The sequence below is a fragment of the uncultured Roseibium sp. genome (genome assembly GCF_947494555.1).
GTDB lineage: Bacteria > Pseudomonadota > Alphaproteobacteria > Rhizobiales > Stappiaceae > Roseibium.
This window is the reverse complement of sequence record NZ_CANLVF010000003.1, coordinates 547,289-568,370: the sequence shown is the minus strand read 5'-3', so window position 1 is coordinate 568,370 and position 21,082 is coordinate 547,289. Positions and strand designations below refer to the sequence as shown.

Annotated in this window: 22 protein-coding genes; 7 read left to right on the top strand and 15 right to left on the bottom strand. The window is 57.2% G+C overall.

Features of this window, described 5'->3' with window-relative positions; all coding sequences use genetic code 11:
• Window positions 1-190: 190 nt before the first annotated feature.
• Together Q0915_RS17325 and Q0915_RS17320 are read right to left on the bottom strand one after the other, a co-directional pair.
• Window positions 191-400 carry a cold-shock protein gene (locus tag Q0915_RS17325; protein WP_299476125.1) on the bottom strand — a complete coding sequence of 70 codons (210 nt, stop codon included), beginning with the start codon at window positions 398-400 and terminating at the stop codon, window positions 191-193.
• Window positions 401-758: 358 nt separating this feature from the next.
• Window positions 759-1,106: a helix-turn-helix domain-containing protein gene (locus Q0915_RS17320; protein WP_299476122.1), complete on the bottom strand. Its 348-nt coding sequence runs from the start codon at window positions 1,104-1,106 to the stop codon at window positions 759-761.
• Window positions 1,107-1,182: 76 nt separating this feature from the next.
• Here Q0915_RS17320 and Q0915_RS17315 point away from each other — a divergent pair, with 76 nt between their 5' ends.
• Complete coding sequence (locus tag Q0915_RS17315; protein WP_299476118.1) at window positions 1,183-2,076, top strand: DMT family transporter; 894 nt, start codon at window positions 1,183-1,185, stop codon at window positions 2,074-2,076.
• Between the two features lie 124 nt (window positions 2,077-2,200).
• Window positions 2,201-2,767, top strand: a complete 567-nt coding sequence (locus Q0915_RS17310) for a hemerythrin domain-containing protein (RefSeq protein WP_299476116.1) — start codon at window positions 2,201-2,203, stop codon at window positions 2,765-2,767.
• A gap of 53 nt (window positions 2,768-2,820) precedes the next feature.
• On the opposite strand, the gene Q0915_RS17305 is transcribed toward Q0915_RS17310, so the two are convergent.
• Window positions 2,821-3,570 (bottom strand): YafY family protein, encoded by a 750-nt coding sequence (locus tag Q0915_RS17305; protein WP_299476114.1) that lies wholly within the window; start codon window positions 3,568-3,570, stop codon window positions 2,821-2,823.
• Between the two features lie 132 nt (window positions 3,571-3,702).
• Between Q0915_RS17305 and Q0915_RS17300 the strand changes: the two genes are divergently transcribed.
• Both Q0915_RS17300 and Q0915_RS17295 read left to right on the top strand, forming a co-directional pair.
• Window positions 3,703-4,071 carry a GFA family protein gene (locus Q0915_RS17300; protein WP_299476112.1) on the top strand — a complete coding sequence of 123 codons (369 nt, stop codon included), beginning with the start codon at window positions 3,703-3,705 and terminating at the stop codon, window positions 4,069-4,071.
• Window positions 4,072-4,232: 161 nt separating this feature from the next.
• Window positions 4,233-5,093 carry a DMT family transporter gene (locus tag Q0915_RS17295; RefSeq protein ID WP_299476110.1) on the top strand — a complete coding sequence of 287 codons (861 nt, stop codon included), beginning with the start codon at window positions 4,233-4,235 and terminating at the stop codon, window positions 5,091-5,093.
• A gap of 45 nt (window positions 5,094-5,138) precedes the next feature.
• Here Q0915_RS17295 and Q0915_RS17290 read toward each other — a convergent pair whose 3' ends face one another.
• Both Q0915_RS17290 and Q0915_RS17285 read right to left on the bottom strand, forming a co-directional pair.
• On the bottom strand, window positions 5,139-5,939 hold the full coding sequence (locus Q0915_RS17290) for an acyl-CoA thioester hydrolase/BAAT C-terminal domain-containing protein (protein ID WP_299476107.1): 801 nt from the start codon (window positions 5,937-5,939) through the stop codon (window positions 5,139-5,141).
• 111 nt (window positions 5,940-6,050) lie between these two features.
• Entirely contained in the window at window positions 6,051-9,356 is a 3,306-nt protein-coding gene (locus Q0915_RS17285; protein ID WP_299476104.1) for an EAL domain-containing protein, read from the bottom strand.
• 505 nt (window positions 9,357-9,861) lie between these two features.
• Here Q0915_RS17285 and Q0915_RS17280 point away from each other — a divergent pair.
• Window positions 9,862-12,135: a WD40 repeat domain-containing protein gene (locus Q0915_RS17280; protein ID WP_299476101.1), complete on the top strand. Its 2,274-nt coding sequence runs from the start codon at window positions 9,862-9,864 to the stop codon at window positions 12,133-12,135.
• Window positions 12,136-12,152: 17 nt separating this feature from the next.
• Here Q0915_RS17280 and Q0915_RS17275 read toward each other — a convergent pair whose 3' ends face one another.
• The 4 genes from Q0915_RS17275 to Q0915_RS17260 all read right to left on the bottom strand — a co-directional run bounded on the left by Q0915_RS17275 (window position 12,153) and on the right by Q0915_RS17260 (window position 14,846).
• On the bottom strand, window positions 12,153-13,547 hold the full coding sequence (locus Q0915_RS17275) for an adenylate/guanylate cyclase domain-containing protein (RefSeq protein WP_299476098.1): 1,395 nt from the start codon (window positions 13,545-13,547) through the stop codon (window positions 12,153-12,155).
• Between the two features lie 176 nt (window positions 13,548-13,723).
• Window positions 13,724-14,269: a hypothetical protein gene (locus tag Q0915_RS17270; protein ID WP_299476095.1), complete on the bottom strand. Its 546-nt coding sequence runs from the start codon at window positions 14,267-14,269 to the stop codon at window positions 13,724-13,726.
• Between the two features lie 182 nt (window positions 14,270-14,451).
• Entirely contained in the window at window positions 14,452-14,622 is a 171-nt protein-coding gene (locus Q0915_RS17265; RefSeq protein ID WP_299476092.1) for a Rid family hydrolase, read from the bottom strand.
• A 35-nt stretch (window positions 14,623-14,657) separates the two neighbouring features.
• Complete coding sequence (locus Q0915_RS17260; protein WP_299476089.1) at window positions 14,658-14,846, bottom strand: hypothetical protein; 189 nt, start codon at window positions 14,844-14,846, stop codon at window positions 14,658-14,660.
• Between the two features lie 398 nt (window positions 14,847-15,244).
• Here Q0915_RS17260 and Q0915_RS17255 point away from each other — a divergent pair, with 398 nt between their 5' ends.
• On the top strand, window positions 15,245-16,315 hold the full coding sequence (locus Q0915_RS17255; protein WP_299476086.1) for a fatty acid desaturase family protein: 1,071 nt from the start codon (window positions 15,245-15,247) through the stop codon (window positions 16,313-16,315).
• Window positions 16,316-16,470: 155 nt separating this feature from the next.
• Here the strand turns inward: Q0915_RS17255 and Q0915_RS17250 are convergent, their stop codons facing one another.
• Complete coding sequence (locus Q0915_RS17250; protein WP_299476083.1) at window positions 16,471-16,737, bottom strand: hypothetical protein; 267 nt, start codon at window positions 16,735-16,737, stop codon at window positions 16,471-16,473.
• A 225-nt stretch (window positions 16,738-16,962) separates the two neighbouring features.
• Between Q0915_RS17250 and Q0915_RS17245 the strand changes: the two genes are divergently transcribed.
• Window positions 16,963-17,772: a hypothetical protein gene (locus Q0915_RS17245; protein WP_299476080.1), complete on the top strand. Its 810-nt coding sequence runs from the start codon at window positions 16,963-16,965 to the stop codon at window positions 17,770-17,772.
• A gap of 94 nt (window positions 17,773-17,866) precedes the next feature.
• Here Q0915_RS17245 and Q0915_RS17240 read toward each other — a convergent pair whose 3' ends face one another.
• The 5 genes from Q0915_RS17240 to Q0915_RS17220 all read right to left on the bottom strand — a co-directional run bounded on the left by Q0915_RS17240 (window position 17,867) and on the right by Q0915_RS17220 (window position 21,058).
• Window positions 17,867-18,286: a DUF4345 domain-containing protein gene (locus tag Q0915_RS17240; protein ID WP_299476077.1), complete on the bottom strand. Its 420-nt coding sequence runs from the start codon at window positions 18,284-18,286 to the stop codon at window positions 17,867-17,869.
• A 24-nt stretch (window positions 18,287-18,310) separates the two neighbouring features.
• Window positions 18,311-19,138, bottom strand: coding sequence for an NmrA family NAD(P)-binding protein (locus Q0915_RS17235; RefSeq protein WP_299476074.1), 828 nt, complete (start codon window positions 19,136-19,138; stop codon window positions 18,311-18,313).
• A 114-nt stretch (window positions 19,139-19,252) separates the two neighbouring features.
• Window positions 19,253-20,257: an AraC family transcriptional regulator gene (locus tag Q0915_RS17230; RefSeq protein ID WP_299476071.1), complete on the bottom strand. Its 1,005-nt coding sequence runs from the start codon at window positions 20,255-20,257 to the stop codon at window positions 19,253-19,255.
• 143 nt (window positions 20,258-20,400) lie between these two features.
• Complete coding sequence (locus Q0915_RS17225) at window positions 20,401-20,616, bottom strand: hypothetical protein (protein WP_299476068.1); 216 nt, start codon at window positions 20,614-20,616, stop codon at window positions 20,401-20,403.
• A 1-nt stretch (window position 20,617) separates the two neighbouring features.
• Window positions 20,618-21,058 carry a VOC family protein gene (locus Q0915_RS17220; RefSeq protein WP_299476064.1) on the bottom strand — a complete coding sequence of 147 codons (441 nt, stop codon included), beginning with the start codon at window positions 21,056-21,058 and terminating at the stop codon, window positions 20,618-20,620.
• Between the last annotated feature and the right edge of the window lie 24 nt (window positions 21,059-21,082).

Sequence of the window (21,082 nt, the reverse complement as noted above, 5' to 3'; positions counted from 1 at the left end):
TGAAATGCGCTTCGATGTTTCTGCTTTGCTTTCGGCTGTTTCTCGTCTGGGCCGAATGGATTTATCGGAAGACATGCATGTCCCTTTCGTGGCGGCTAAAAAAGAAAGGCCGGGAAATGCTCCCGGCCTTTGCCCGAATGACTGCTATCCCAAACCACTTGCGCAAAGTGATTGAGATAACCAGACGTTTTTAGACTTCCTGCAGGTTGTCAGCAGCAGACTTGCCGGAACGGCGATCCTGGACAACATCAAAGCTGACCTTCTGGCCTTCGACGAGCGAACGAATGCCGGCGCGTTCAACTGCGGAAATATGGACGAACACGTCCGCTGAACCGTCTTCAGGCTGGATAAAGCCGAAGCCTTTGGTTGTATTGAAGAATTTAACGGTGCCGATGGTCATTGCGACTTCCTTTCAATCGGTCAGTAGAGGTGCGCAACGTGCTCATGGCAAGTTGCAGCGGTTAGGTCGACGTTGATAGGGAAGATCGTTCAGAGCGCATATCGCAGCGCGGTCACAAAGTTCGTCATGCAAAATCGATGCTGTCCCGTTAATCTGAAACAGTGTCCAGAACAAGGCATTTCTGAAACATTCTCAAATTTTTTTTATTTATTACTTTTCGCAGCGCGAACTCGATCGCAAATAATATGAAATTCACGTTTTATTCTGCCAAGCATGATCTTTGCTTTTGTCTACTTGAAAATTGAAAAGCCTGGAAACGTCTAACGCAGCGAGCGGCCTGTCTTAAAATTCATACTGTTCACCGAAGCTTTTCGACCCAGTCCATGGCCCAGTCTCCAAGTGGCTCCAGCCGGACGAAAAGTTCACGGCCGTCTTCCGTAAGTGCATAGCCGTTCTCCGCGTTGTAGATCAAACCAGCAGCGCGCAACTCCTTCAGGCGTGTGTTCAGGACGCTCGGAGATGCGGACCCGCATCTTTCCTGAAGGTCGCGGAAAGTGCGATTTCCGTCACTGAGATTCCACAGGATACCCATCGACCAGCGCCGGCCGATCAGATCGAAAAGCACCATGATCGGCTGCCCCGTCTTTGAGCCCCGCACGGGTTTGCCCGGTTGCGGGACATCCGGTTTCGACGACTTGTCTGCCATGCCTGCTCCTTTTTGCTTGCTACGAAAAACGTAGCAAAGTATGCTACGAATATAGTAGCAAAGAAAGGAGCCACAGGTGAAAGAAAATGCGAGCCACGGCGATATCGTCCTCTGGCTGATTCTTGCAGCTCTTTGGAGTTCTTCATACACGGCTATCAAAATCGGGGTTCAATCCCTCGATCCGGTGCTTCTTGTCGCCGGTCGTTTGCTGATCGGTGCGGTTTGTCTCTACGGTGCGCTGAAGATGAGCCGTATGCATCTGTCCGGCAGGCTGGAAGACTGGATGCATTATGCCGTCAGCGGTCTCCTGGGCAGCGCCATTCCGTTTCTTCTGATCTCCTACGGCGAGCAGACGGTCGACAGCGCGCTGGCATCCATATTGATGGGCATAGCGCCCGTCACCACCGTGTTCATGGCGTCGTTCGTCTTTGCGGACGAACAGTTGACCCGCCGTATCGTCCTGGGGCTGATTTGTGGCATCGCCGGTATTGTCCTGCTCGTCGGACCGGATTCGCTTGCACAACTGGGTGGTGACCTTCCGGCGCAACTATCGATCCTTGCCGCCGCTCTATGCTACGCCGCGACCACCATCTACGTGAGACGCTTCGTCAAAAGAGCGCCGCTGGAAATGGCCGCCGGCTCGACTATTGTCGCGGCAGGCGCGATTACTGCGATGGCAGTCTTCTCCGGACCCGATCCGGCAACGATTGAACTGAATGCCAGCTCTGTCGGAACCGTTGTCTATCTCGGGCTGTTCTCAACAGCACTTGCGACCCTCATCTATTTCCAACTCGTGCCGCGCCTTGGGGCAACACGCATGTCGCAAGTCAACTTTGCTGTGCCGGTCGGCGGGGCGCTGATAGGCGTGACGGTGCTTTCGGAGACGATCATGACGCATCAGCTGGCGGCCCTCGCGGTTATCCTGGTCGCAATCTTTCTGGTGACCGGGAAACCACGGCGTGAGGGATGAACTGAATGGTGCGTGGTTGCGGTGGTCAAATTGCCGCTAACCTCCTGATGCATAACGGCAATGCGCTTAGGCGACTGGTAACGGATGCCGTCCCATCCGACATATGCGCGGAAAGGAGATGGCGATGACACAGGAATTCGACATCCGTACCCACGACATGCCCGAACCCATGCGCGTTCTTCTCAGCGACTATCCTCGTGACAGTTGGGAAGCGCATCCGGGTTTCAAGGAAAAAACCAGACACTGGCTTGGCGCACACCAGATGTTCCGAAAACTGGGTGAACTGGTGCGCGCGGAAACGGAGCTCTACCTGGACAGGTCGAGGGAACCGGACGACTACGCTGCCCGGCTTTCCTACTACGGCAACGCATTGGTCGCGAACCTGCACGGACACCACACCTGGGAAGACACCAACTACTTTCCGGAACTCTCCGCAGCGGACCCGCGGTTTGATGCAGGTCTGGAAATCCTGGAAAAGGATCACCAGGAGCTGGATCTCGTGCTGGACCGGTTCACCGAAACGGCCAATCGTGCGATCAAGCTGATCCAGCTGGACGAACACCAGGCCCGCGAAGAGGCCGGTCAGCTTCATGGTCTGGCCGGAACGATCGAAGCGTTTCTCGACCGCCACCTCTCCGACGAGGAGGAACTCGCCGTCCCCATCATCCTGCATCACCGGCTGCGGGGGTAGGGACCCTTCATATGGACCTTGCCGCACGCGACGAACGCTCGTGTGCGGCAATTTCATTCATCTTTGGTCACTGCCGGAACGCTGTTTTCATCGCTCTTGTTCGCCGGCAGCACATATTGGTCCCGCTCCGCATCCATCGCCTTTTTCCAGTCGGCACGCAATCGGTCCAGGCGTTTGGGAATGATTGCATCAAGAACGCTCGCCTGGATGATCCGTTCGGTTCGAAAATACCGGTAGCCCTCTCTCAACTCGCACCAGGCTGCAACAATCCGGCCCTGGTCCCGATAACCGATCAGGAATGGCCAGACGATGCGATCTGTAATGGCTCCCGCCTCGTCCCGGTAGCGCAGCCGGAGTTTCCGTCGTTGGCGGATGGCAGCGCGAAACTCGGACGCGCTGAAAACCTCGTCGGGAATGTCAATCGGGGCAACGCTCGTCGCGTGGTCCGTGAAAAAACTGTGCAGGTCTTGCGGCGCGACAGCTTCGATTTTTGCAACAAGACTTTCAGCCGCGCGACTGAGGCCGGGATCTCCCCGTGTCTGCACCCATTGCGCACCCAGGATGGCCGCTTCGATTTCGTCACTTGTGAGCATGAGCGGCGGCATGTGAAACCCGGCTTCAAGAACGTAACCGACACCTGCCTCGCCGCGGATCGGTACACGCTGTGCCATCAGTGCCCCGATGTCGCGGTAGACTGTCCTCTTTGAAACTTCCAGGCGTTCAGCGATTGAAGATGCCGAAATCGGCTGTCTTGCTTGCCTTAGTATTTCGATAAGTTCGAACAAGCGATCGCCGCGTCTCATCCAATCCTCGCAAACTTCCTGCTGACACCATGCTGCCAATACGGTGTCAGCATGGTGCTGCTATTGGGAAGCCGACACCACCCGCACGAGGAGATTATTGTGAAAATTTCAGGAAGTTGTTGTTGCGGCGCCGTGCGTTTTATCATCAAGGGCGCACCGGGCATGATGGGTACATGCCATTGTTCCAGGTGCCGAAAACTCGGCGCGACACCTTTCGTGTTCGTCAAACGGGAACAATTTGAGCTGTTGGCCGGAGAGGCCGATATTCAGTGCGTTGTGCCGGAAGCGCCCTACAAATACGTTCGCTCCTTCTGCCGCCGCTGCGGAACATCCCTCGGCGAACCGCTTTCCGATGATGCGTCCTTTCCGATCAACGCACACTGTCTGGACGACGATCCGGTCGTCCGCAACTCCTTCCATGAATTTGTGTCGGAAAAGCCTGACTGGTACGAGATCTGCGACAGCGCGCAGCAATTCCAGGATCATCCCGAGACGTCTTGAGCGGACTTCCGGCGGGCCGGCATGCAGGTAGCATTGGACGTCTGTGTCTTTGAAGGATAACACTCTGTCACGGCTCCATTGATCGGACCGGTCAATGGAGGCGCAAGATCGCAACGTCAAACGGGCAACTATCCCCATCGGGAGGACGGCATTCTGACACCATGCGCGGCATCGCGCTCATGGCGACGGGCATGTTCATGTTTTCCGCCGTGGATACGATGGCGAAGTTTCTTACCGACACGATCCATCCGTTCCAGATTGTGTGGTGCCGTCAGCTGGGTCTGTTGATCGGTGTCTTCCTCTTGATCAGCCTGAGGGGAAAATCCGTACTCGTTTCCGCCAATCCGAAGCTCCAGATCGCACGTGGGACCCTTGCAGCGGTCTCGGCGACGCTTTTCATTGTCGGCGTCAAGTTCGTGCCGCTCGCAGACGCAGTCGCCATTACGTTCGTTGCTCCCTTCATGGTGACGGTCTTGGGGGCACTGATCCTGCGAGAGCCGGTCGGAATACGGAGATGGAGTGCTGTTCTCATCGGCTTTGTCGGCACTCTGATCGTGATCCGGCCCGGTCTCGGTGTACTTCACCCCGCAGCTGGGCTCCTGGTGATCGCGGCTTCCGCATTTGCACTTCGGCAAATCCTGTCGCGCGTTCTGGCTGGTGGCGACAGTGCCGGCACGACCGTTGCCTACACTGCCATTGTCTCCTGCGCCTTGCTGACGGTCCCGATGCTGTTTGTCTGGGAAACTCCTTCGAGCACCACCGAGATCGTCCTTCTTGTGGCCATGGCGGTCCTTGCCGCGTGCGGCGAGACACTGGTCATCATGGCGCTGGACGCAGCGCAGGCGGTCGTCGTCGCACCTTTGCAATACTCGCTGCTGATCTGGGGGACGTTTTATGGCTTTGTCGTATTCGGTCAGTTTCCCGATGCCTGGACATGGTTCGGCGCCATGATCATCGTCGCGACAGGCATTTATACGCTCAACCGGGAACGGCTTGCGATGCAAAGAGCGTCAAGACACTGAGCAGGTCCTCGAAAGTCGTTCGCAGCGATTGACTCCGGATTGCCCTCAATCCAACAAGGTCCGTTCGAGAAAATCGATGAGCAGGCGATGGTGATGGTTCTCTCCCTCGCTGCCCGGAACGTGCCCCTCGCCCGTGTAGTAATGCGCCTCGACATCAAGCCTATGATTTCGCCGCCGCGCCTCGAGCCGTTTGGTCATATCAGGAGACCAGGTCTGGTCCTTCAGACCGGCAGCCAGAAACAGCGGACTTTCAAAGTCTTCAACCGCAATCGGCGTCGTTGGCAACAAGGTGTCGTTTCGGCCATGCCACGTCCAGGCGCGCCGGGCAGGGTCCCAGGCCTGCCAGCCCGGATCGCCGGCATCCCGAAAACTGCGCGCATCGAATGCGCCGCAGACGACATCCGGAGCGGCAAGGCAGGCAACGGCATCTGCCGCGCCATCGAGCTTCTCCTGTGCCATCAGCGTTGCAACAAGAAGGGCATGCTCCGCGCCGCGGGAAACTCCGTAAAGTGCCACACGGCCATTGCAGGGCGCAAAGGAACGCAGGCTCTGAAGTGCCTCCACTGTGCGGGACAGTTCGATAGTTTCGATCGAACCGGCGTTCCATGCATTGCCGCCTTTCGAATAGGCATGCGGATAGGCCAGAAAACCGGAGGCTGCGAGAATGGCAGCGGTCCGGTGCGACCATCCGGAAAGGCCGCCTTCAGACCCGTGCAACACAAGCACGGCAGGATGCGGGCCTTCGTCCGCAGGACCATAAGTGGTCCCCCAATCAGGCAGGAGACGGCGGTGGACGGCAAGCGGCATGACTTCTATCGGTTTCGTAAAGTGAACAAGCGTGTGCATCGCGGTGATGATCACCCCTGCGACGGGTCTGTCTTAGGGTTGATGATTTCCGATACACAACCAGATTATGGCTGAGTTAAGACCAGCTGCCCGGAGCGCACAGTCGGTGTTCTATTTTGCTTCCGTGACAAAACCATCCGGGCTTTGAAGAAAGGCAAGCAGGTCCGGGAAAGCTTTTGGTCTGGCGAAGTAATAGCCCTGCAGCCGGTCGCATCCGAGCTTCGTCAGGATCTCCGCCTGCTCACGCGTTTCGACACCTTCAGCGGTTACGCCCAGCTCGAGCGCCTGGCCAATCTCGATAATCGACCGAAGAAGGCGCAGCCCGCCGCTGCCTTCCGACACCAGCGAGACGAGACGCCGGTCGATTTTCAATCGGTCCGGATTGATCCGTTGCAGGGCGACGACGGATGCACGGCCACTGCCGAAGTCGTCCACCTCGATGCCGATTCCCAGACTGCGCAGTTCGTTGAGCCGGGACAGGAAATCGTCGTCCTGCTCTTCCAGAAAGATTGTTTCCAGAAGCTCAAAGCTTACCGGACCTGAATAGGATTGAACGTGCGTACGGATCGCGTCGATTTCACTGTCGTTGACACGGTTCTCGCTGACATTGAATGACAAGGAAGGTGGATTTGCCATCTTCCCAAAAGCACTTTGGCACTCTGAAATCGCACGTTCGAAGATCATGCGATCGATTTCGGCCGCGACATTCAGATCTGTCGCAACCGAGAGGAAGGCTGCGGGAGCAACAACGCCTTTTTCAGGGTGGCGCCAGCGGGCCAGGACTTCGATACCCACGACATCGCGGGACGCCGCGTCCACCTGCGGCTGGTAGAAGGGTTCGAACTCATTGCTTTCAATCGCGCGAAGCAGATCATCCGCCACTTCCTTCGTGCGATGCACCTCTTCCAGATCGGACCGGTCGAAAATACCCAACTGGCCGCGCCCACGCCTCTTGGCTTTGTAAAGGGCAACGTCGGAGTTCGTCAGCAGCTGATCGACGCGGGCAAGAGGCGTACGGGCAAGCCCGATTGAGGCACCGAACCTGCAAATCTTTCCCTCGTAACGCATTGGGCGCGACAGTTCTCCAATAAGACACTTCGCGAGTCTTTCAGGACGGTCGTCGTCGCCGTCGACATGGAGAAGGACGACGAATTCATCACCTCCGATCCGTGCGATCACATCCGTCGGCTCGGCGTTGTCGCGAATGCGTTCGGAGATGCCCAGAAGCACTTTGTCACCTGCGTCGTGCCCCATCGTGTCATTGATCTGTTTGAACCGATCGAGATCGATATGAAGGACCGCAAGCTCCCCGCCGATTTCCTGGCGGCGCTCGACGAGCTCGTCGAATCTCAAGGTCAGAAACCGTCGGTTGCCCAGGCCTGTCAGATCATCATGCAGCGCTTTATAGGTGATTTCCTGGTTCGCGGTTTCGAGCCTTTTCGAATACTGCTCGAGGGCACGGCGTTGGCGCACAACTTCCGTGATGTTGAGGCGAAGTACGACGTATTCACCCTTTTCCGTGCGGGAGCGGACCATGCGATGGTGCTGGTCACCGGCGAATTCGAAGTCCTCGATGCCAGGTGCGAGAAGGTCCGGCGAATAATACTCATCGACCCATTCATCTTCCCGCCCGATGGCAGCCGGGATTTTTCCGCACTTCGCTGCGTATCGGAGCAGTTCCTTCAGGCTTGTGCCGGCACTGATCTCTGCCGGGCGGTCTGACATGGAGTCTGCGTAGGCGGGATTCCAGATGACGAGATTGTGCGCCTCGTCGTAGATGGCAAACGGATCCGGGTACGCCTTGATGGCGGAAAAGAGCCGGTCCTGCGTTTCCTCAAGTGCCCGTCGTTGACGCACGAGCTCCGTCGTGTCGATCCGGAGTATGACCAGGTCACCGTTCTCGACACGGGATCTGAGGAGCCTGTGGTGAACATCGCCGGGCAGTTCGAGATCCTGAACAGGTTTGCTGACGTCGCCATGCTGGTGTGCGTCGGACATCCACTCTTCTTCCCGGCCAATCGCATTCGCGATCTTGCCCGCCCTGATGGCGATGCGCGCCACCTCGGTCCGGTGCATGCCGGTTTGCAGGTCTTCCGAGTGGTTTGACATCGAACTCCGATAGGCATCGTTGCAGGCCACCAGCCGGTCATCCGAATCGTAGATGACAAAGGGGGCCGGATAGGCGTTCAACGCAGCCAGAAGCCTTGCCTCCGCCGCTTCCGCAGTGCGTTTCTGCCTTACGAACTCCGTTGAATTGAGCCGGATCACCACATAGTCACCGTTCGACGACCGGGAGCGCAGCAGACGGTGGTGAATGTCTCCATCCAACTCGACATCCTGCCAGTCGCTGTCGAGCGTGTCCGGAGCCATGATGTTTTCAACCCAGGCGTCTTCCTGACCCATGGCATCCGGATAGCGTCCATGGCGAATCGCGTTTCGAAGGACATCGCGAAGATGCATTCCTTCGAAAAGTTCTTCGGCATTGTCTGTCATGGAAGACGCGTATCCCGTGTTCCAGCACACAAGGTTCAGATCCTTGTCGTAGATAACGATCGGATCGGGATAGGCATTCAACGCAGCCACGAGCCGCGCATGTGTGCGGTCGGCTGCCTTGCGTTCGCGAACAATTTCTGTCGTGTCGAAGCGAATGACAAGCATGTCGCCGTTCGGGACGCGACTGCGCTGAACCTGGTGGTGAATGTCATCGGCAACTTCCACGTCGGTGACAGGTTCGCACTTCATTGCATGCGTCACCTGCTCTTTCAGCCAGACTTCTTCGCGGCCACGCGATTCAGGGAACCTGTTGTTTTTAAGCCCGATTCTCAGAACCTCTTCAATGCTCAGCCCGGTTCTGATCTCCTGAGGTTCGTCGGTCATCGAAATGGCGTAAGCATCGTTCCAGAAAACGAGGCGCTTGTCGGCGTCATAGACCGCGATAGGTTCGGCATATGCGTTCAGTGCCTGTCTCAAGCGCTTGTCCGACATTGCCCCTTGACCGTCTCGGGATGGTGCTGTTTCGCTCTTTCCCCGCTCAAACGCACTTTCAGCAACGCGATCCTCTTCTTGCGTGTGCGGATTGATCTGGCGATAGGTGGCGCATACGAGGTGTCCATCGCCTGCCGTGTTCTCGACAACAACGACGGAAAGACTCGCCAGCATCACCGATCCGTCGGACCTCAGGCATTCCACCTGATCTGCGGCAAACGAGCAGGGGCTGTCCTCCGGCTTGTGACGTCCGATACGATCATACGGCTGAGAAGCATTGGCGAAATGCAGGCTGCTCATCTCTCGGCCCAAACTCGCGTCGGGCTCGTAGCCGAACTGCTCTGAAAAAGCCCTGTTCACATAGACAAGAATGGCTGTGTTTGACCCAGGCGCAAGATGCCCGACCGCAACGGCATCTGCCGTGAGGTCCATGAAGTCATTCTTTAGCGCCGATACATCCATATTGCCTCACAACTCAGTATTTGAGTGTAAAACAGCAGGGTTAGATAAAAATAAATAAGGTTCAACGCAGCTATAAAAACGGAGATTGATTTTCAACTATCCGTATTTCTGGCAAGTATTTTTACATCTCGTTGGATTGTTCAGGCAGTTTTGCTGAATATTGATAGTATATTTGCAACCTGCTCATGAGGGAGGGGCGTCGTGACCCGCAATGCGCGCGTCAATCAGCTCACCCAGTCACAAGTCTCTGGGAGAAACAGGCTCGGAGCGGGCTCATCAGGCAATGCTCAAGGCTGAGTCGCGCTTTTCAGGATGCGGAACGCAGTTGCAGCAACACTTGGAAGAACCCGGAGCTGATGTCACTGTAAAATGCATTGAGTGATCTTTGGAGGACAGGCTTATGAGGCCCGGAAGTGCGCTTTCTTTTCTGACTTGTTCATGGCGCTTGTGCGTTCTGCCCGTCCTCTGTCTCGTCATGGCGTCTAAAGATCTTTCTGCGCAGGAGAAGGCAACAGCAAAAGACCCTGTTCCGCAGCCGGTCGAGTTGTCCGATGGTTTCGTTGCCGGACTGTCCGGCCACTGGGCCGCGCCGGTGGAATATATCGCCTGGTCGCCGGACGGAACACAGGTGGCGACGGCCCCGTGGGGCTCGTTCGTTACAATCCGGGACGCGAAAACAGGGGAGGCGAGCGCGGTTCTTCATGGCCATACGCGTGAAGTTATCGATCTGGCCTGGTCGCCGGACGGCGCCTATCTGGCGACGGCTGCAGAGGGTGAACCAGCCAGGCTCTGGGATGCGCGAACCGGTGAAATGCTGTTGGTCTTTGATGGGGGCATTCCGGAGACCTCGGCCGTTGCATGGGCACCGGACGGCGGCCGCATCGCAGCAACGATCCCGGGCGGCCTCGTCATCTGGTCGGTGAGCGAACAAAGCGCGGCACTGATCGAAGCCGCCTACTCAACGGCTCAGGCGCTCGCGTGGTCGCCGGACGGCACGTATCTCGCGATCGCGGCGACAGACTACACAGCTGATGTGACAGGCTACGACATTTTGCTCGTCGACGTGGAGGCAGGCAAGGTCGCCAAATCACTCACCGGTCTGGAAGACGAAGTCATCTTCCTGACCTGGTCGAATTCCGGAAACAGATTGTCCAGCGGATCAAGGGACGGGAGTGCCCGGATTTGGGACCTCGACACGGATGAAGCTGTGGTTCAGATCGCGGACTATGAAGATGACGCGGTCAAGGGGATCGCCTGGGCGCCGGACGATCGGCAGGTGGCGGTCCTGCTCGAGGGAAATGCGGCGCGGATGCTTGATGCGAAAACGGGTGAACCGGTTGCGGATCTTTCCTGCGGAGAACCGGGAAACGTGTGCGTCAATATTGTCTGGTCGCCGGATGGCAACGTTCTTGCTGCCGCCGATGACGATGGCAGTTTACGCCTTTGGGATGCGCGCACCCATGTGGTGATGCATCAAAGTGACCATGAAGATTATTGGATTGAAGCGCTCGCCTGGTCCCCGGACGGAACACGTCTTGCCATTGGTTCTTCGGACGATGCTCTCAGGATATGGGATCTTGAAGCGCAGAAAACCCTGATGAGAGCTGAGGGTGGCGTGCACGCCATCGGTCACGTGGCATGGTCGCCTATTGCGCAGCTGGCCGCGATCGCCGACACGCAAGGACGGATCACGATCTGGGACGAACAGACCGGAAAGGTGCGGCATGTTCTCAACGGTCACAAAGCGGAAATCCGCGTTCTGTCCTGGTCGCCAGACGGAACGTTGTTGGCGTCTGCAGACGACAGCGAAGTGAACAATCTGTGGGACACGAGAACCGGAGATCTCATTGCGTCCCTTCAAGGGCACACCAACGATATTCTCACTGTGTCCTGGTCACCGGACAGCACACGGCTTGTAAGTGGATCGTGGGATGGGACCGCAAGGGTCTGGAATGCGCTAACCGGTGCTCAGGAAAAACTGCTTGAAGGCCATGCAGACAGCGTGCGTGCGGTTGCCTGGTCGCCTGACGGCTCCATGATTGCAACTGGCGGAGACGAAGATGTTGTGCGCATTTTCGATGCCGTGACGGGCAATGTTCTCGACCGGTACGAGGATCATGAAGACGATGTGGAAAATATCTCCTGGTCGCAGGACGGTACGTTGCTGGCGAGCGCAGCGGACGACCGGACGGTAAGGGTCTGGGACGCATCGAACGGGAAGGTCGAAAAGGTGTTTTGCTGCAGTGTCGATCTGACGTCGCATATTGCCTGGTCGCCGGACGGCTCTCGGCTCGCGACGTCTATGAACGCCCGCGTTGTGGTCTGGGACCGGAAGTCCGGCGAGATCCTGACAACGGAGACTGATTTTGCCTATTACCCGCAATTCATTGTCTGGTCACCCGATGGCGACTTCATCGCCGCTGGTTCTCAATATGCCCCGGCGCGGGTCCACGGGACGAGGCACGGATGGTGGGTGCGCGAATTCAATCGTGACCTGCGCATCTTCAACGGCCTGGACTGGGGAGCCGACGGGTCGGTTTTGCTGACTGGCGATGAGGCCGGTCTTTTGGAGAGCTGGGACCTGTTTGAAGGCAGGCGCAAACTGTTCCTGATGGATCGGCAAGAGCGTTGGATCTCCTGCGACTGGAAAACGGACATCTGCCTGCGGGCCGACGATGGCAAGCTTTTGCAATCCGTCGAAGCGGGCGGGCTGAAGCGCTTCGCATTGCCGGACGCCGATAGTGACTGATCTCAGGCGGTCCCGGCTCACACCGTCCACACATCAATCTCGTTTTGCCGCCCGCGCAGTTTGATCGGGTCTCGCGGCGTGAATGCGTTGGGAGGGGGGTCTTCGGCTTCGGCCTGTTTTGCCCGTTGCATCAAAGCCTCACTGACGACGCACTTGCAGCCGAGCTCCCTCGTGGAGGCTTCGAGCCGGCTGGCGACATTCACAGTGTCACCGACGACGGCGAATTCCAGACGTCGTGACGGGCCGATGTCGCCCAGGATGACGGGTCCGAAATGAACGCCGATCGAAACATTGATGGGTGCAAGACCTTCGGCCTCGCGGTCCTGGTTGAAGCGGTCGGTTTCCTCAATAAGTTGCGTAGCGGCTTTCAGGGCATTGGCGGCGTCGCCAGGCCCGGTTTCCGGTGTGCCGAAGGTCGCCATCACACCGTCACCGAGATACTTGTCGAGCGTTCCACCGTTTTGAAAAATCGAGCGCTCCACAAAGGCGTGGTAGTGCCGAAGAAGGTCCATCACCTCTTCCGGCGAATGTTGCTCGGCATATTTGGTAAAGCCGACTATGTCAGTGAAAAGAACGGCCACATCCTGCGTTCTGACAGCGCCGATGTCCCGATCTGTGGCGGCAAGAACATCCACGAGACTGGACGGAAAGTAGCGTGACAGGTTTGCGCGCTCTGCCGCAATATTTGCCTGGCGCATCAAAAGCTGGTTCGACCGCCAGCCCTTTACCGCAAGGATGCCTGCGACGATCAGAAAAACGACAATTTCCTGGACACGTACGCCGGGCCGCGTGCTGTTGGGGTCGAGTTCTTCATCTACCAGCGGATGACCCTGAAAGGCGTTCGATGCCGCTTGAGTGAGTTCCGGGATTGTGTGCCCGAACAGGGAAACAACTGCAAAGCCGATCAGCCAGAGAACGGCCACCCAGGTGCCCATCGCCCAGACGGTTCGCCAGGAATAGGCAAGCGTGCCGACCGCGAGGAAAATGAAGAAATAGATGAAATTGTCGAACCGGTACATGAACGCCGTCGGAATGTCCTGACTGAAGAACGGGTTCGGCGTGATGAACAGGATTGTCAGAAGGCTGACATCGACAAAGATCAGAGCGAGTTCCGACTTTGAATAGCCGACGCTTGCCATGCGCAATTGAAGCCAGCCAAGGCCGATGAACACGAGCAGCATGGCTTCGTAGTAAAGCACGTTCAGGCTGAAGTTGAGGAACGGCAGGAGAAGGCCCACCAGACCGAGCGCGATCGTTCGGGCGATGACAGCGAGCCGGTGTCCCTCCATCTTCTCTTTTTCCAGGGCTTGCGCCAGAAACGGATTTGAAGTGGCCTGCTGCCGTTCTTCCTCCTGCATCTGCCTCAAGCGTTCCAGAAACCTGAACGGCGGGCGTCGTCTTCGAACCGGCATAGTCGCTCCGTTTCATTGCGGCCTTTGCCGAACGATATCACCCAAATGAGCGTGAGTTGAAACGATTTTAGCGAGGTGTGCTGATGCGGCACAGCCGGACTGCAAGACGTAAATGCAAGGGCTGGCTGCTTGCCTCTCTTCAGCGGAGCAGCGCGGCGAGAGTGTGGCTTAGGCGGCTAACCAAGGGCACGCATGCTGCGCAAAGGTTCTTGTTGTAAAGCCACGCGTTGAACGTATTTCAGATGCCCGATTGCGGCGCGAAATGCCTCATGCGAGGGCTTTCTTTCCAGAAAATCCATGAGCCGAAAGAGATTGATCGGCTGACGCTCAATGAGGGTCTTGATTAGCTCAACAGCCTCTTCGAGGGCATAATTGTCTATGAACTGGCAAGCGGTCTGCGTGGGTGTCAAAATGTAAAAGTCCTGCGGGCGCTTGTCCGCATATCTTGTGATGTCGAACGGGGATGCACCCAAGGCGTGGAATTTCGGCATGATACAGTGCAGATCGGCAGTCTTGTGTTTCAACACGGTTCCCGACGTCTGCTTGAAATCGAGTTTTGAAAGAACCTTCACCACATGCTGTCTCATCGCCGGTGACAGAAGATCCGCATCTGAACGGTCATATTTAAGGTCGTCAAAGACGGAAAGAATGTTCAGCTTGCGGTCGGCAACACGAAGATAGGGACCAAGATCCTGTGCTTCGGGCTGATCGAAAATACTCAAGGATCCGAACCGTCTTTTGTGATTGAACCCGGCAAGTCATTGAGCTCTGCAAGTCAGGGACGGCCGCGGCATGAACGGAGTGGATGGCACTGTTGTCTTCACGCCGCCACTCGACACTACCAGATAGGAGCACAAGGGCATCCGGCAAGCTTGAAGCTGAGCGCGGTCATTTCTCCGGCAGCTCAATCATTGCCGGTCGTAGCAACGACCCTGATTTCAACAACAGCACCTTCGCGCCGAAGACCGGCGACCTCGATGGCGGTCCAAGCCGGGTAGGGTTCTCTGACATATTCAGAACGGACAGCACGGAAGGTTTCGAAGTGCGCGCGCAGATCGACGTGGTAGCTGGTCATCTCCACAACGGCGCCGAAGTCCAGCCCGCCTTCCTCTAGGACCGAGACGATCTTTCAAAAGCCAGGTGGAACTGTTCCTCAAGATTTTCCGGCATGGATCCGTCAGGGCGGCTCCCGGTCATGCCCGTCACGAAGACGTGGTCATGGGAGAGGATGCCTGGTGAGATTTTCAGATCATTTACGGCGGCTTGCGTTCCGTCCGGGATGAGGGCTCTGCGGTTCATGTCGGTTTCCCTGTGTTTGTAGCGGGGGCTTGCGTCACGCCCGACTTGAACGCGCCCGGAACCGCACCATAACAAGTTATCAATCAAGTGGTTGAAGTAGACGTCTTCGCCAAGTTGATCTAGGGTACGGACCCACAAATGAAGCTGATTTGGCGGCAGAAATGGCGAATTCTCGCGAGGAAACGTGCGAAGAGCGGGCTTTGTGCCCGGTCAAGAACGTTGACGCTGCGAGGTGAAGCCATTTTGCCGTCCTTTGGATTTGACCGTTTTGGCAATCTGCTGCGTCGCGAAAGGCTTGAAAATGAACCACATTTCCTGCGCTTTCGCTCCTCACAGCTAGCCAAAACGATCCAAACCAAATCAACTTCATTTTTGGGTCCATACCCTAGCGTTTCAAGATGACGAAAGACTATTCGCTCACGTCCGAAACAGCACAGGCCGCGGTCAGGGATGGTGTTGCCAATCCGGCCTGGTTCCGCCCGAAAATTGCCCCTGACGAAATTCGACGCCTGCGGGAGAAATCCGATGCAATTCCGTTGAGAGACACCGCGGTGTGGCTTGGGTTGATGGCATTTTCCTGCGCGATTGCCATTTGGCTCTGGCCCTCCTGGTGGTCGGCCCCATTCTGGTTTGTCTATGGTGTTCTATACGGATCCGCCTCGGACTCGCGATGGCACGAGTGCGGGCACAAGACAGCGTTCAAGACGGCCTGGATGAACGCCGTTGTCTATCAGATCGCCAGTTTCATGCTGATCCGCAATCCGGTCGTCTGGCGGGCGAGCCATGTCCGGCACCATACCGACACGATCATCGTCGGCAGGGATCCCGAAATCGTTGCAATGCGCCCGCCGGATCTTCTGAAAGTGGTGCTTAATCTGTTTGGAATTGTCGATACGATCCAACTGGTAAAGCGCATGTTTCTCCATGCCTCAGGCAACCTGCATCCTGAAGAAAAGACCTTCGTGAGCGAGAGCGAGGTTTCGAAAGTGTTCCTTGTCGCGCGCATCTGGCTTGCGATCTATCTTGTCACAATCGGACTGAGTGTCTGGTCCGGGTCAATCCTGCCGCTCATGGTGATCGGCCTGCCTAGGTTCTACGGTGCCTGGCATCACGTGATGACCGGCCTGCTGCAGCATCTGGGTCTTGCGGAAAATGTTTCAGATCATCGCCTGAACACCAGAACCGTGCTGATGAACCCGGTCAGCCGCTTCATCTATCTCAACATGAATTACCATCTGGAACATCACATGTTCACGATGGTGCCTTACTACCATCTGCCGAAACTGCACGAACTGATCAAGCACGACGTTCCAGCTCCGGACCCGTCGATTTTTGCCGCCTTCAAAAAGCTGGTGCCCGTTCTCGTCAAACAGCTTCGCTACGCTGATGCCGTCATCATTCCCGAGCTGCCGAAAGGTGCAACGCCATACCGCGATGAAGTCCAACGGCTGCGTCCTCATGCCATCTAACCGAGCCGGAACAATCCAGACCTGGCTATCAGCTGGTTTGATTGAAATAATGTGGGACCTCGTCAGGCCCCGGGTAGTCCTCAAATTGCTTAAATCAGATTTTTTGCAACGCCAATCGCTGCAAGATGCTGGTCTGAGATTAAAGAAGTAGCACCTTACCCGATCAGGTCGTCGAAGGTTGGCAGTTCGATGCTGTGATCGCGCTCGAGGTGTTCATGGGCGATGATCACTTCCTCTACGCCGATGTCCGTGCCCTTCTTGCCGGCATTTTCAACGGCAGCAAAATCAAGCATCGACTGCTCGGTGTCGTCTTCCTGGTTGCCCGTGAATAGGTTCTTGAAATTGAACGTGTCGTTGTTGCTGTCACTTTGGCGATCGTATGTCCATTCGATCTTGGTGTAGTTCATCGTGATCTCGGTCATCTCAATCTCCTTCGATATTTGATGAGATGACCTAGGGTAAGGTGCCTGAAAAAGTCTGTGATCCAGGTTACAGGAGCGTTTTTCTTGCGTCTTGATGGCGCAAGCGGCCCAGGTTGCTCCGGTGATGACGCTGACAGATAAGCGTCAAAGGGCTCACGCACATGTTGCTTGCAGGTGTCAGCCTTCAGGCCAATGATCGCCGCGTTCCAAAGTGAGGTTTTCTGAATGCGCGCGTTTTTCCTGTCGCTCTTTCTCTTTTTGCTGCCGTCCCAAGTGATGGCATGTGGCGCGGAAAAACATTGTGAGGTGCCGGGTGGTTACTATCTGGCGGCCGTTCCCGAGGGTTGGGACGGCAAGACCCCATTGGGCCTCGTTGTATATTTCCACGGCTGGAACAGTTCACCGGAAGCAACCTTCCGGAACAAGGCGATGATCAACGGAGTGACCAGCCGAAATGCGCTTTTCATCGCTCCCTTTGCCGAAAGAGGATACTGGCGCCAGATCGGCGAGGGGCGCGCCGAACCCGGCCGCGACGAAGCGGATTTCATCAGCGCAGTCTTGGAAGACGTGCGCCGCCGCTGGCCGGTCGACGAGGGCCGGACACTGGCGTCCGGCTTCTCGCGCGGAGCCTCGACCGTCTGGAACGTTGCCTGTTACCTCGGGCATGAGTTCAGGGGATATGCGCCCATTGCCGGAGGCTTCTGGCGTTCCAATCCAGAAGTGTGTCCGACCGGTCCTGTGAACTTGCGGCATATCCATGGGCTCTCAGATGGTGTCGTCGCCTACGACGAGATCGGTATCTACAATTCCATGCCGATTACGGAAGGGTTCGACATTCTCTCGCATCTCAATGGCGTTTCGGCAGAAAGCCGCCCGGTTGAGAGCAACGACGCGCGCCTTGCCTGCGAGCGTTGGGACAAGAGCCGGAGCGGGCGCGTTCTAGAACTCTGCCTGCATGAGGGCGGGCATTCCATTCCAGGTGAATGGGTCGGCCACGGCCTGGACTGGCTGGACACGCTGCCGGATGCTTCATAGTGCAGAGCGATCGGTTGGGACAAGGTCGTAAATGAGCCGAAGCGGCGCGCGCGTGCACGCTCCGCTTCGAGGCTGCGGCTGTTTTTAACAAAAGTCACGCCAGTTGCGGATGTTTGGTATGGACTGCCTGGTCCCTTGCCTGCCTCAGCGCGAGGGCACAGGAAGCACCGACCGCCAGTTCGATCACAAGGGCAAGGAGGATCGCACTGGAAGGCGTCCCATCCATTGCGATGCTAACCAACCGCCCGGCGGCATAGGCAAGGAAGAGCGTTGCACCGAGTGCCGCTGAAAAGCGTCTCCAGTCAGGCTTGAAAGCTCCGACAAAAATCAGAGCCCCAAGGACGGCAAGGTTGGCACCCGGCGCCCGTATCTCGCTGTAAAGGTCAATACTCTCCGGCAGCACGATCCCGTAGGACGCAAAGAACGCGTCGGGAACAAGCGTAATTGCTCCGCCGATACCAATTGCGAGCGCGCCCGCAATGCCGAGTGTCAGTCTTGAGATGAATGTCTTCATATCGATGTCCTCGTGATTTGAGGCTCAGGCCGCGCGAGACCACGCACCGGCCCGGGCCGCCTTCGCTGCAAATTCGGCGAAGTCGCGGGGCTTGCGGCCGAGAGCACGCTCGACGCCGTCGGTCAGGTGCGCATTTCGGCCGTCCAGCGTCTCGCGCGCGATGGCTTCAAAGACATCGGCGATGTCCGGTCCGGCTGCTTGTGCGACACCGGCCCTGAAGTCTTCGAAACTGATCGGGATGTGCTGGATTGGCCGTCCGATGGCTCTTCCGAGTTCCTCTGCCATCTGCGTAAAGGTCATCAGGCGTGGACCAGTCACTTCATAGAGCTCACTCGAATGGCCGTCTTCCGTCAATGCTGCGGCGGCAACATCCGCAATGTCATCGATGTCGATGATCGGTTCCAACACGTTACCGCCTGGCATGGGTAAAACGCCCTCCAGGACGGGATCGCGCAGATAGCCTTCGGAAAAATTCTGGGCGAACCAGGCAGAGCGAACCAGCGTGTAGTCGACGCCGGAAGCGCGGACGGCCTCTTCTCCCGATCGGGCATGATGCTCGCCGCGGCCGGTCAGCATAACTAGCCGCTCGACACCAGCCGATTTTGCCGAAGCAGCAAGCGCCTCGACTTTGTCAACAGCGCCCGGCACTGCAATGTCTGGGAAGTAAGTGACGTAAGCCCGGCTCACACTGTCGAGGGCCGCGGCCCAGGTCTCCGGCTTGTCCCAGTCGAACGGAATGGCAGCGCCGCGCGAACCGCGCCGGACGGGCACGCCTTTTTGGTCAAGGATGTTGGCAACGCGAGAACCGGTCTTGCCGGTGGCACCGATCACGAGAGTTGGTCTGGTCTGCATGGGATCTTCTCCTTGGTTGAAACGATAACCAAGGAATAGGGAAGATGCTGTCACCGGTATTGACTGCGCGTGCCACTGTTTTGACCCGCCGTGCCAATCTGACCTAGACCAGCCTCAGGCGTGTTGGACGGTGCGCCGGAAGGAGGCCGGTGTTTCACCGCGCCAGCGCTTGAAGGCGCGTGTGAACGCGCTCTGCTCGGCAAAGCCGGTCAGGAACGCAACCTCGGCAAGGGCGTAGTCTGTGCGTCTGAGGAGCCGGATGGCCAGGTCCTGACGCGCTTCGTCGACAAGGTCCTGGAAAGCGTGGCCCTGAGCCGCTAACCGCCGCTGTAACGTGCGCGCACTCAAGCCCAGACGGGCGGCGACGTCGGCGACATTTGGCACCCCTTCACTCAAGGCACGTAACACAAGGTTGCGCACGCGGCCATCCAGTTCCTGTGCCTCAGGCAGCTCCGCGATTTCCTTTTCCATATGGGAATCGAAGAAGGCGGAAATGCTCGGGTCACCCAGTTTGTTTGGCGCTATGAGATGATCCTTCGATACCCGGATGGCGTCACGGTCGGCGTTGTAGTGCACCGGGCAACCGAAATAGCTTTCATGCGCGGAAAGATCCTCCGGGCCGGAATGTTTGAAATAGACCGCGTCCGGCGAAAACGGCTGCTGTGATACTTCGCGGCTGATCTGTGTGACGGCGACGATCGACTGTTCGTTGGACAGGCGCATCCCGAGATGGCGCTCGCCTGCCCGGTTGAGGGCCATGAAGAAAGCGCCGTTTTCCTCAACAAACTCATAGGTCGAAACGCTCGTCAGCACCCGGGCATAGCGTTCGGAACGCTGATAAGAGCCGCGCAGATCAATGGCCGATTTCCAGGCAAGACCGAAAGCGCCGTAGTCGTCGCAACGCATGGAAGAGCCGACGCGGATCGGCACCGACGCCCCGTGCGGGTCTTCCCGGGTCACCCGTTCGCACAGCGCATAATAGTCTTTGTCTGACACCATTTGTTTGGGGTCGACCGGCGCATCGCTGTCGATCCCAACCGAGCGGAAAAGGTCACGACGCCGATCGCCGCCCGTTGGGTCCACGGACGTGGCCACGTCGATGACTTTTTGAACAAACAATGCCGTAATCTGCCCCATGAGGGACAAGTATAGCGGAGTGAATTGAAACTTCGAGAATGTGTCCGCAATCAAAATCCCGGCTCGGAACCATGGTCCTGACCGGGATTCTTGAGGAAACACCTGTGTACCGCAGTGTTACTGGACTAGTTCGAGTTGAGCCACGCACTCATCTTCGATGTCACTGTCGGCATTATAAGATAGACCATTGCCGGAACCATGATGACCGTCAGAACAAACGATCTGAGCGGCATGGGTATTCCGGAAAGGAGCGGCTCCAGGACCGCAAGGAGTGCCGTGATCAGCGGGTAGACGACAAGCCAGGTGAGGATAGCCATCTTGTTTTTGTTGGGCGTCGCCATGTCAGGCAGCCTCGCGGGGAAGGTCGGCGGCAAACTCGATGACGTTTCCCTGATTGTCCTGAACGAATGCAACCCGGCGGCCAACGTCCGCAAAACTTGTTGCCGGCAGAAAGGTTGGAACGCCCTTCTCAGAAAGCTCGGCCATGACAGCATCCACGTCTTCTACCTTGAAGGCGAGGTGGCTGAAACCACTGTCCGCAAGATGCTGATCTATCGCCATGGGCGCCGGTCTTTCCTGGAAGCGTGCCGGATTGCCGACGATTTCAAGGCGAAATCCGTTTTTTGTCAGATAGGCGAGCTGGAGGCCCGAGAATTCAGGAACCGTCCATTCCATCTCGACTTCGAAGCCAAGCTTTTCGGTCCACCAGGCGAGTGTCGCATCGTAGTTTCCAGTGCCGATCATGATATGCTCGACGGTTGCGGACCCAAGGATAGTGCTCATGGTTTTAGTCCTTTCATCAAATGC

Excerpts from the sequence above, each read along its gene's own strand:
- Q0915_RS17295 (WP_299476110.1), top strand. The coding sequence starts at position 4,233 with ATGCGCGGCATCGCGCTCATGGCGACGGGCATGTTCATGTTTTCCGCC.
- Q0915_RS17260 (WP_299476089.1), bottom strand. The coding sequence starts at position 14,846 with ATGAACCGCAGAGCCCTCATCCCGGACGGAACGCAAGCCGCCGTAAAT.
- Q0915_RS17310 (WP_299476116.1), top strand. The coding sequence starts at position 2,201 with ATGACACAGGAATTCGACATCCGTACCCACGACATGCCCGAACCCATG.
- Q0915_RS17250 (WP_299476083.1), bottom strand. The coding sequence starts at position 16,737 with ATGACCGAGATCACGATGAACTACACCAAGATCGAATGGACATACGAT.
- Q0915_RS17220 (WP_299476064.1), bottom strand. The coding sequence starts at position 21,058 with ATGAGCACTATCCTTGGGTCCGCAACCGTCGAGCATATCATGATCGGC.
- Q0915_RS17225 (WP_299476068.1), bottom strand. The coding sequence starts at position 20,616 with ATGGCGACGCCCAACAAAAACAAGATGGCTATCCTCACCTGGCTTGTC.
- Q0915_RS17265 (WP_299476092.1), bottom strand. The coding sequence starts at position 14,622 with ATGACCAGCTACCACGTCGATCTGCGCGCGCACTTCGAAACCTTCCGT.
- Q0915_RS17240 (WP_299476077.1), bottom strand. The coding sequence starts at position 18,286 with ATGAAGACATTCATCTCAAGACTGACACTCGGCATTGCGGGCGCGCTC.
- Q0915_RS17255 (WP_299476086.1), top strand. The coding sequence starts at position 15,245 with ATGACGAAAGACTATTCGCTCACGTCCGAAACAGCACAGGCCGCGGTC.
- Q0915_RS17275 (WP_299476098.1), bottom strand. The coding sequence starts at position 13,547 with ATGCCGGTTCGAAGACGACGCCCGCCGTTCAGGTTTCTGGAACGCTTG.
- Q0915_RS17290 (WP_299476107.1), bottom strand. The coding sequence starts at position 5,939 with ATGCACACGCTTGTTCACTTTACGAAACCGATAGAAGTCATGCCGCTT.
- Q0915_RS17245 (WP_299476080.1), top strand. The coding sequence starts at position 16,963 with ATGCGCGCGTTTTTCCTGTCGCTCTTTCTCTTTTTGCTGCCGTCCCAA.
- Q0915_RS17235 (WP_299476074.1), bottom strand. The coding sequence starts at position 19,138 with ATGCAGACCAGACCAACTCTCGTGATCGGTGCCACCGGCAAGACCGGT.
- Q0915_RS17325 (WP_299476125.1), bottom strand. The coding sequence starts at position 400 with ATGACCATCGGCACCGTTAAATTCTTCAATACAACCAAAGGCTTCGGC.
- Q0915_RS17280 (WP_299476101.1), top strand. The coding sequence starts at position 9,862 with ATGGCGTCTAAAGATCTTTCTGCGCAGGAGAAGGCAACAGCAAAAGAC.
- Q0915_RS17320 (WP_299476122.1), bottom strand. The coding sequence starts at position 1,106 with ATGGCAGACAAGTCGTCGAAACCGGATGTCCCGCAACCGGGCAAACCC.
- Q0915_RS17285 (WP_299476104.1), bottom strand. The coding sequence starts at position 9,356 with ATGGACCTCACGGCAGATGCCGTTGCGGTCGGGCATCTTGCGCCTGGG.
- Q0915_RS17305 (WP_299476114.1), bottom strand. The coding sequence starts at position 3,570 with ATGAGACGCGGCGATCGCTTGTTCGAACTTATCGAAATACTAAGGCAA.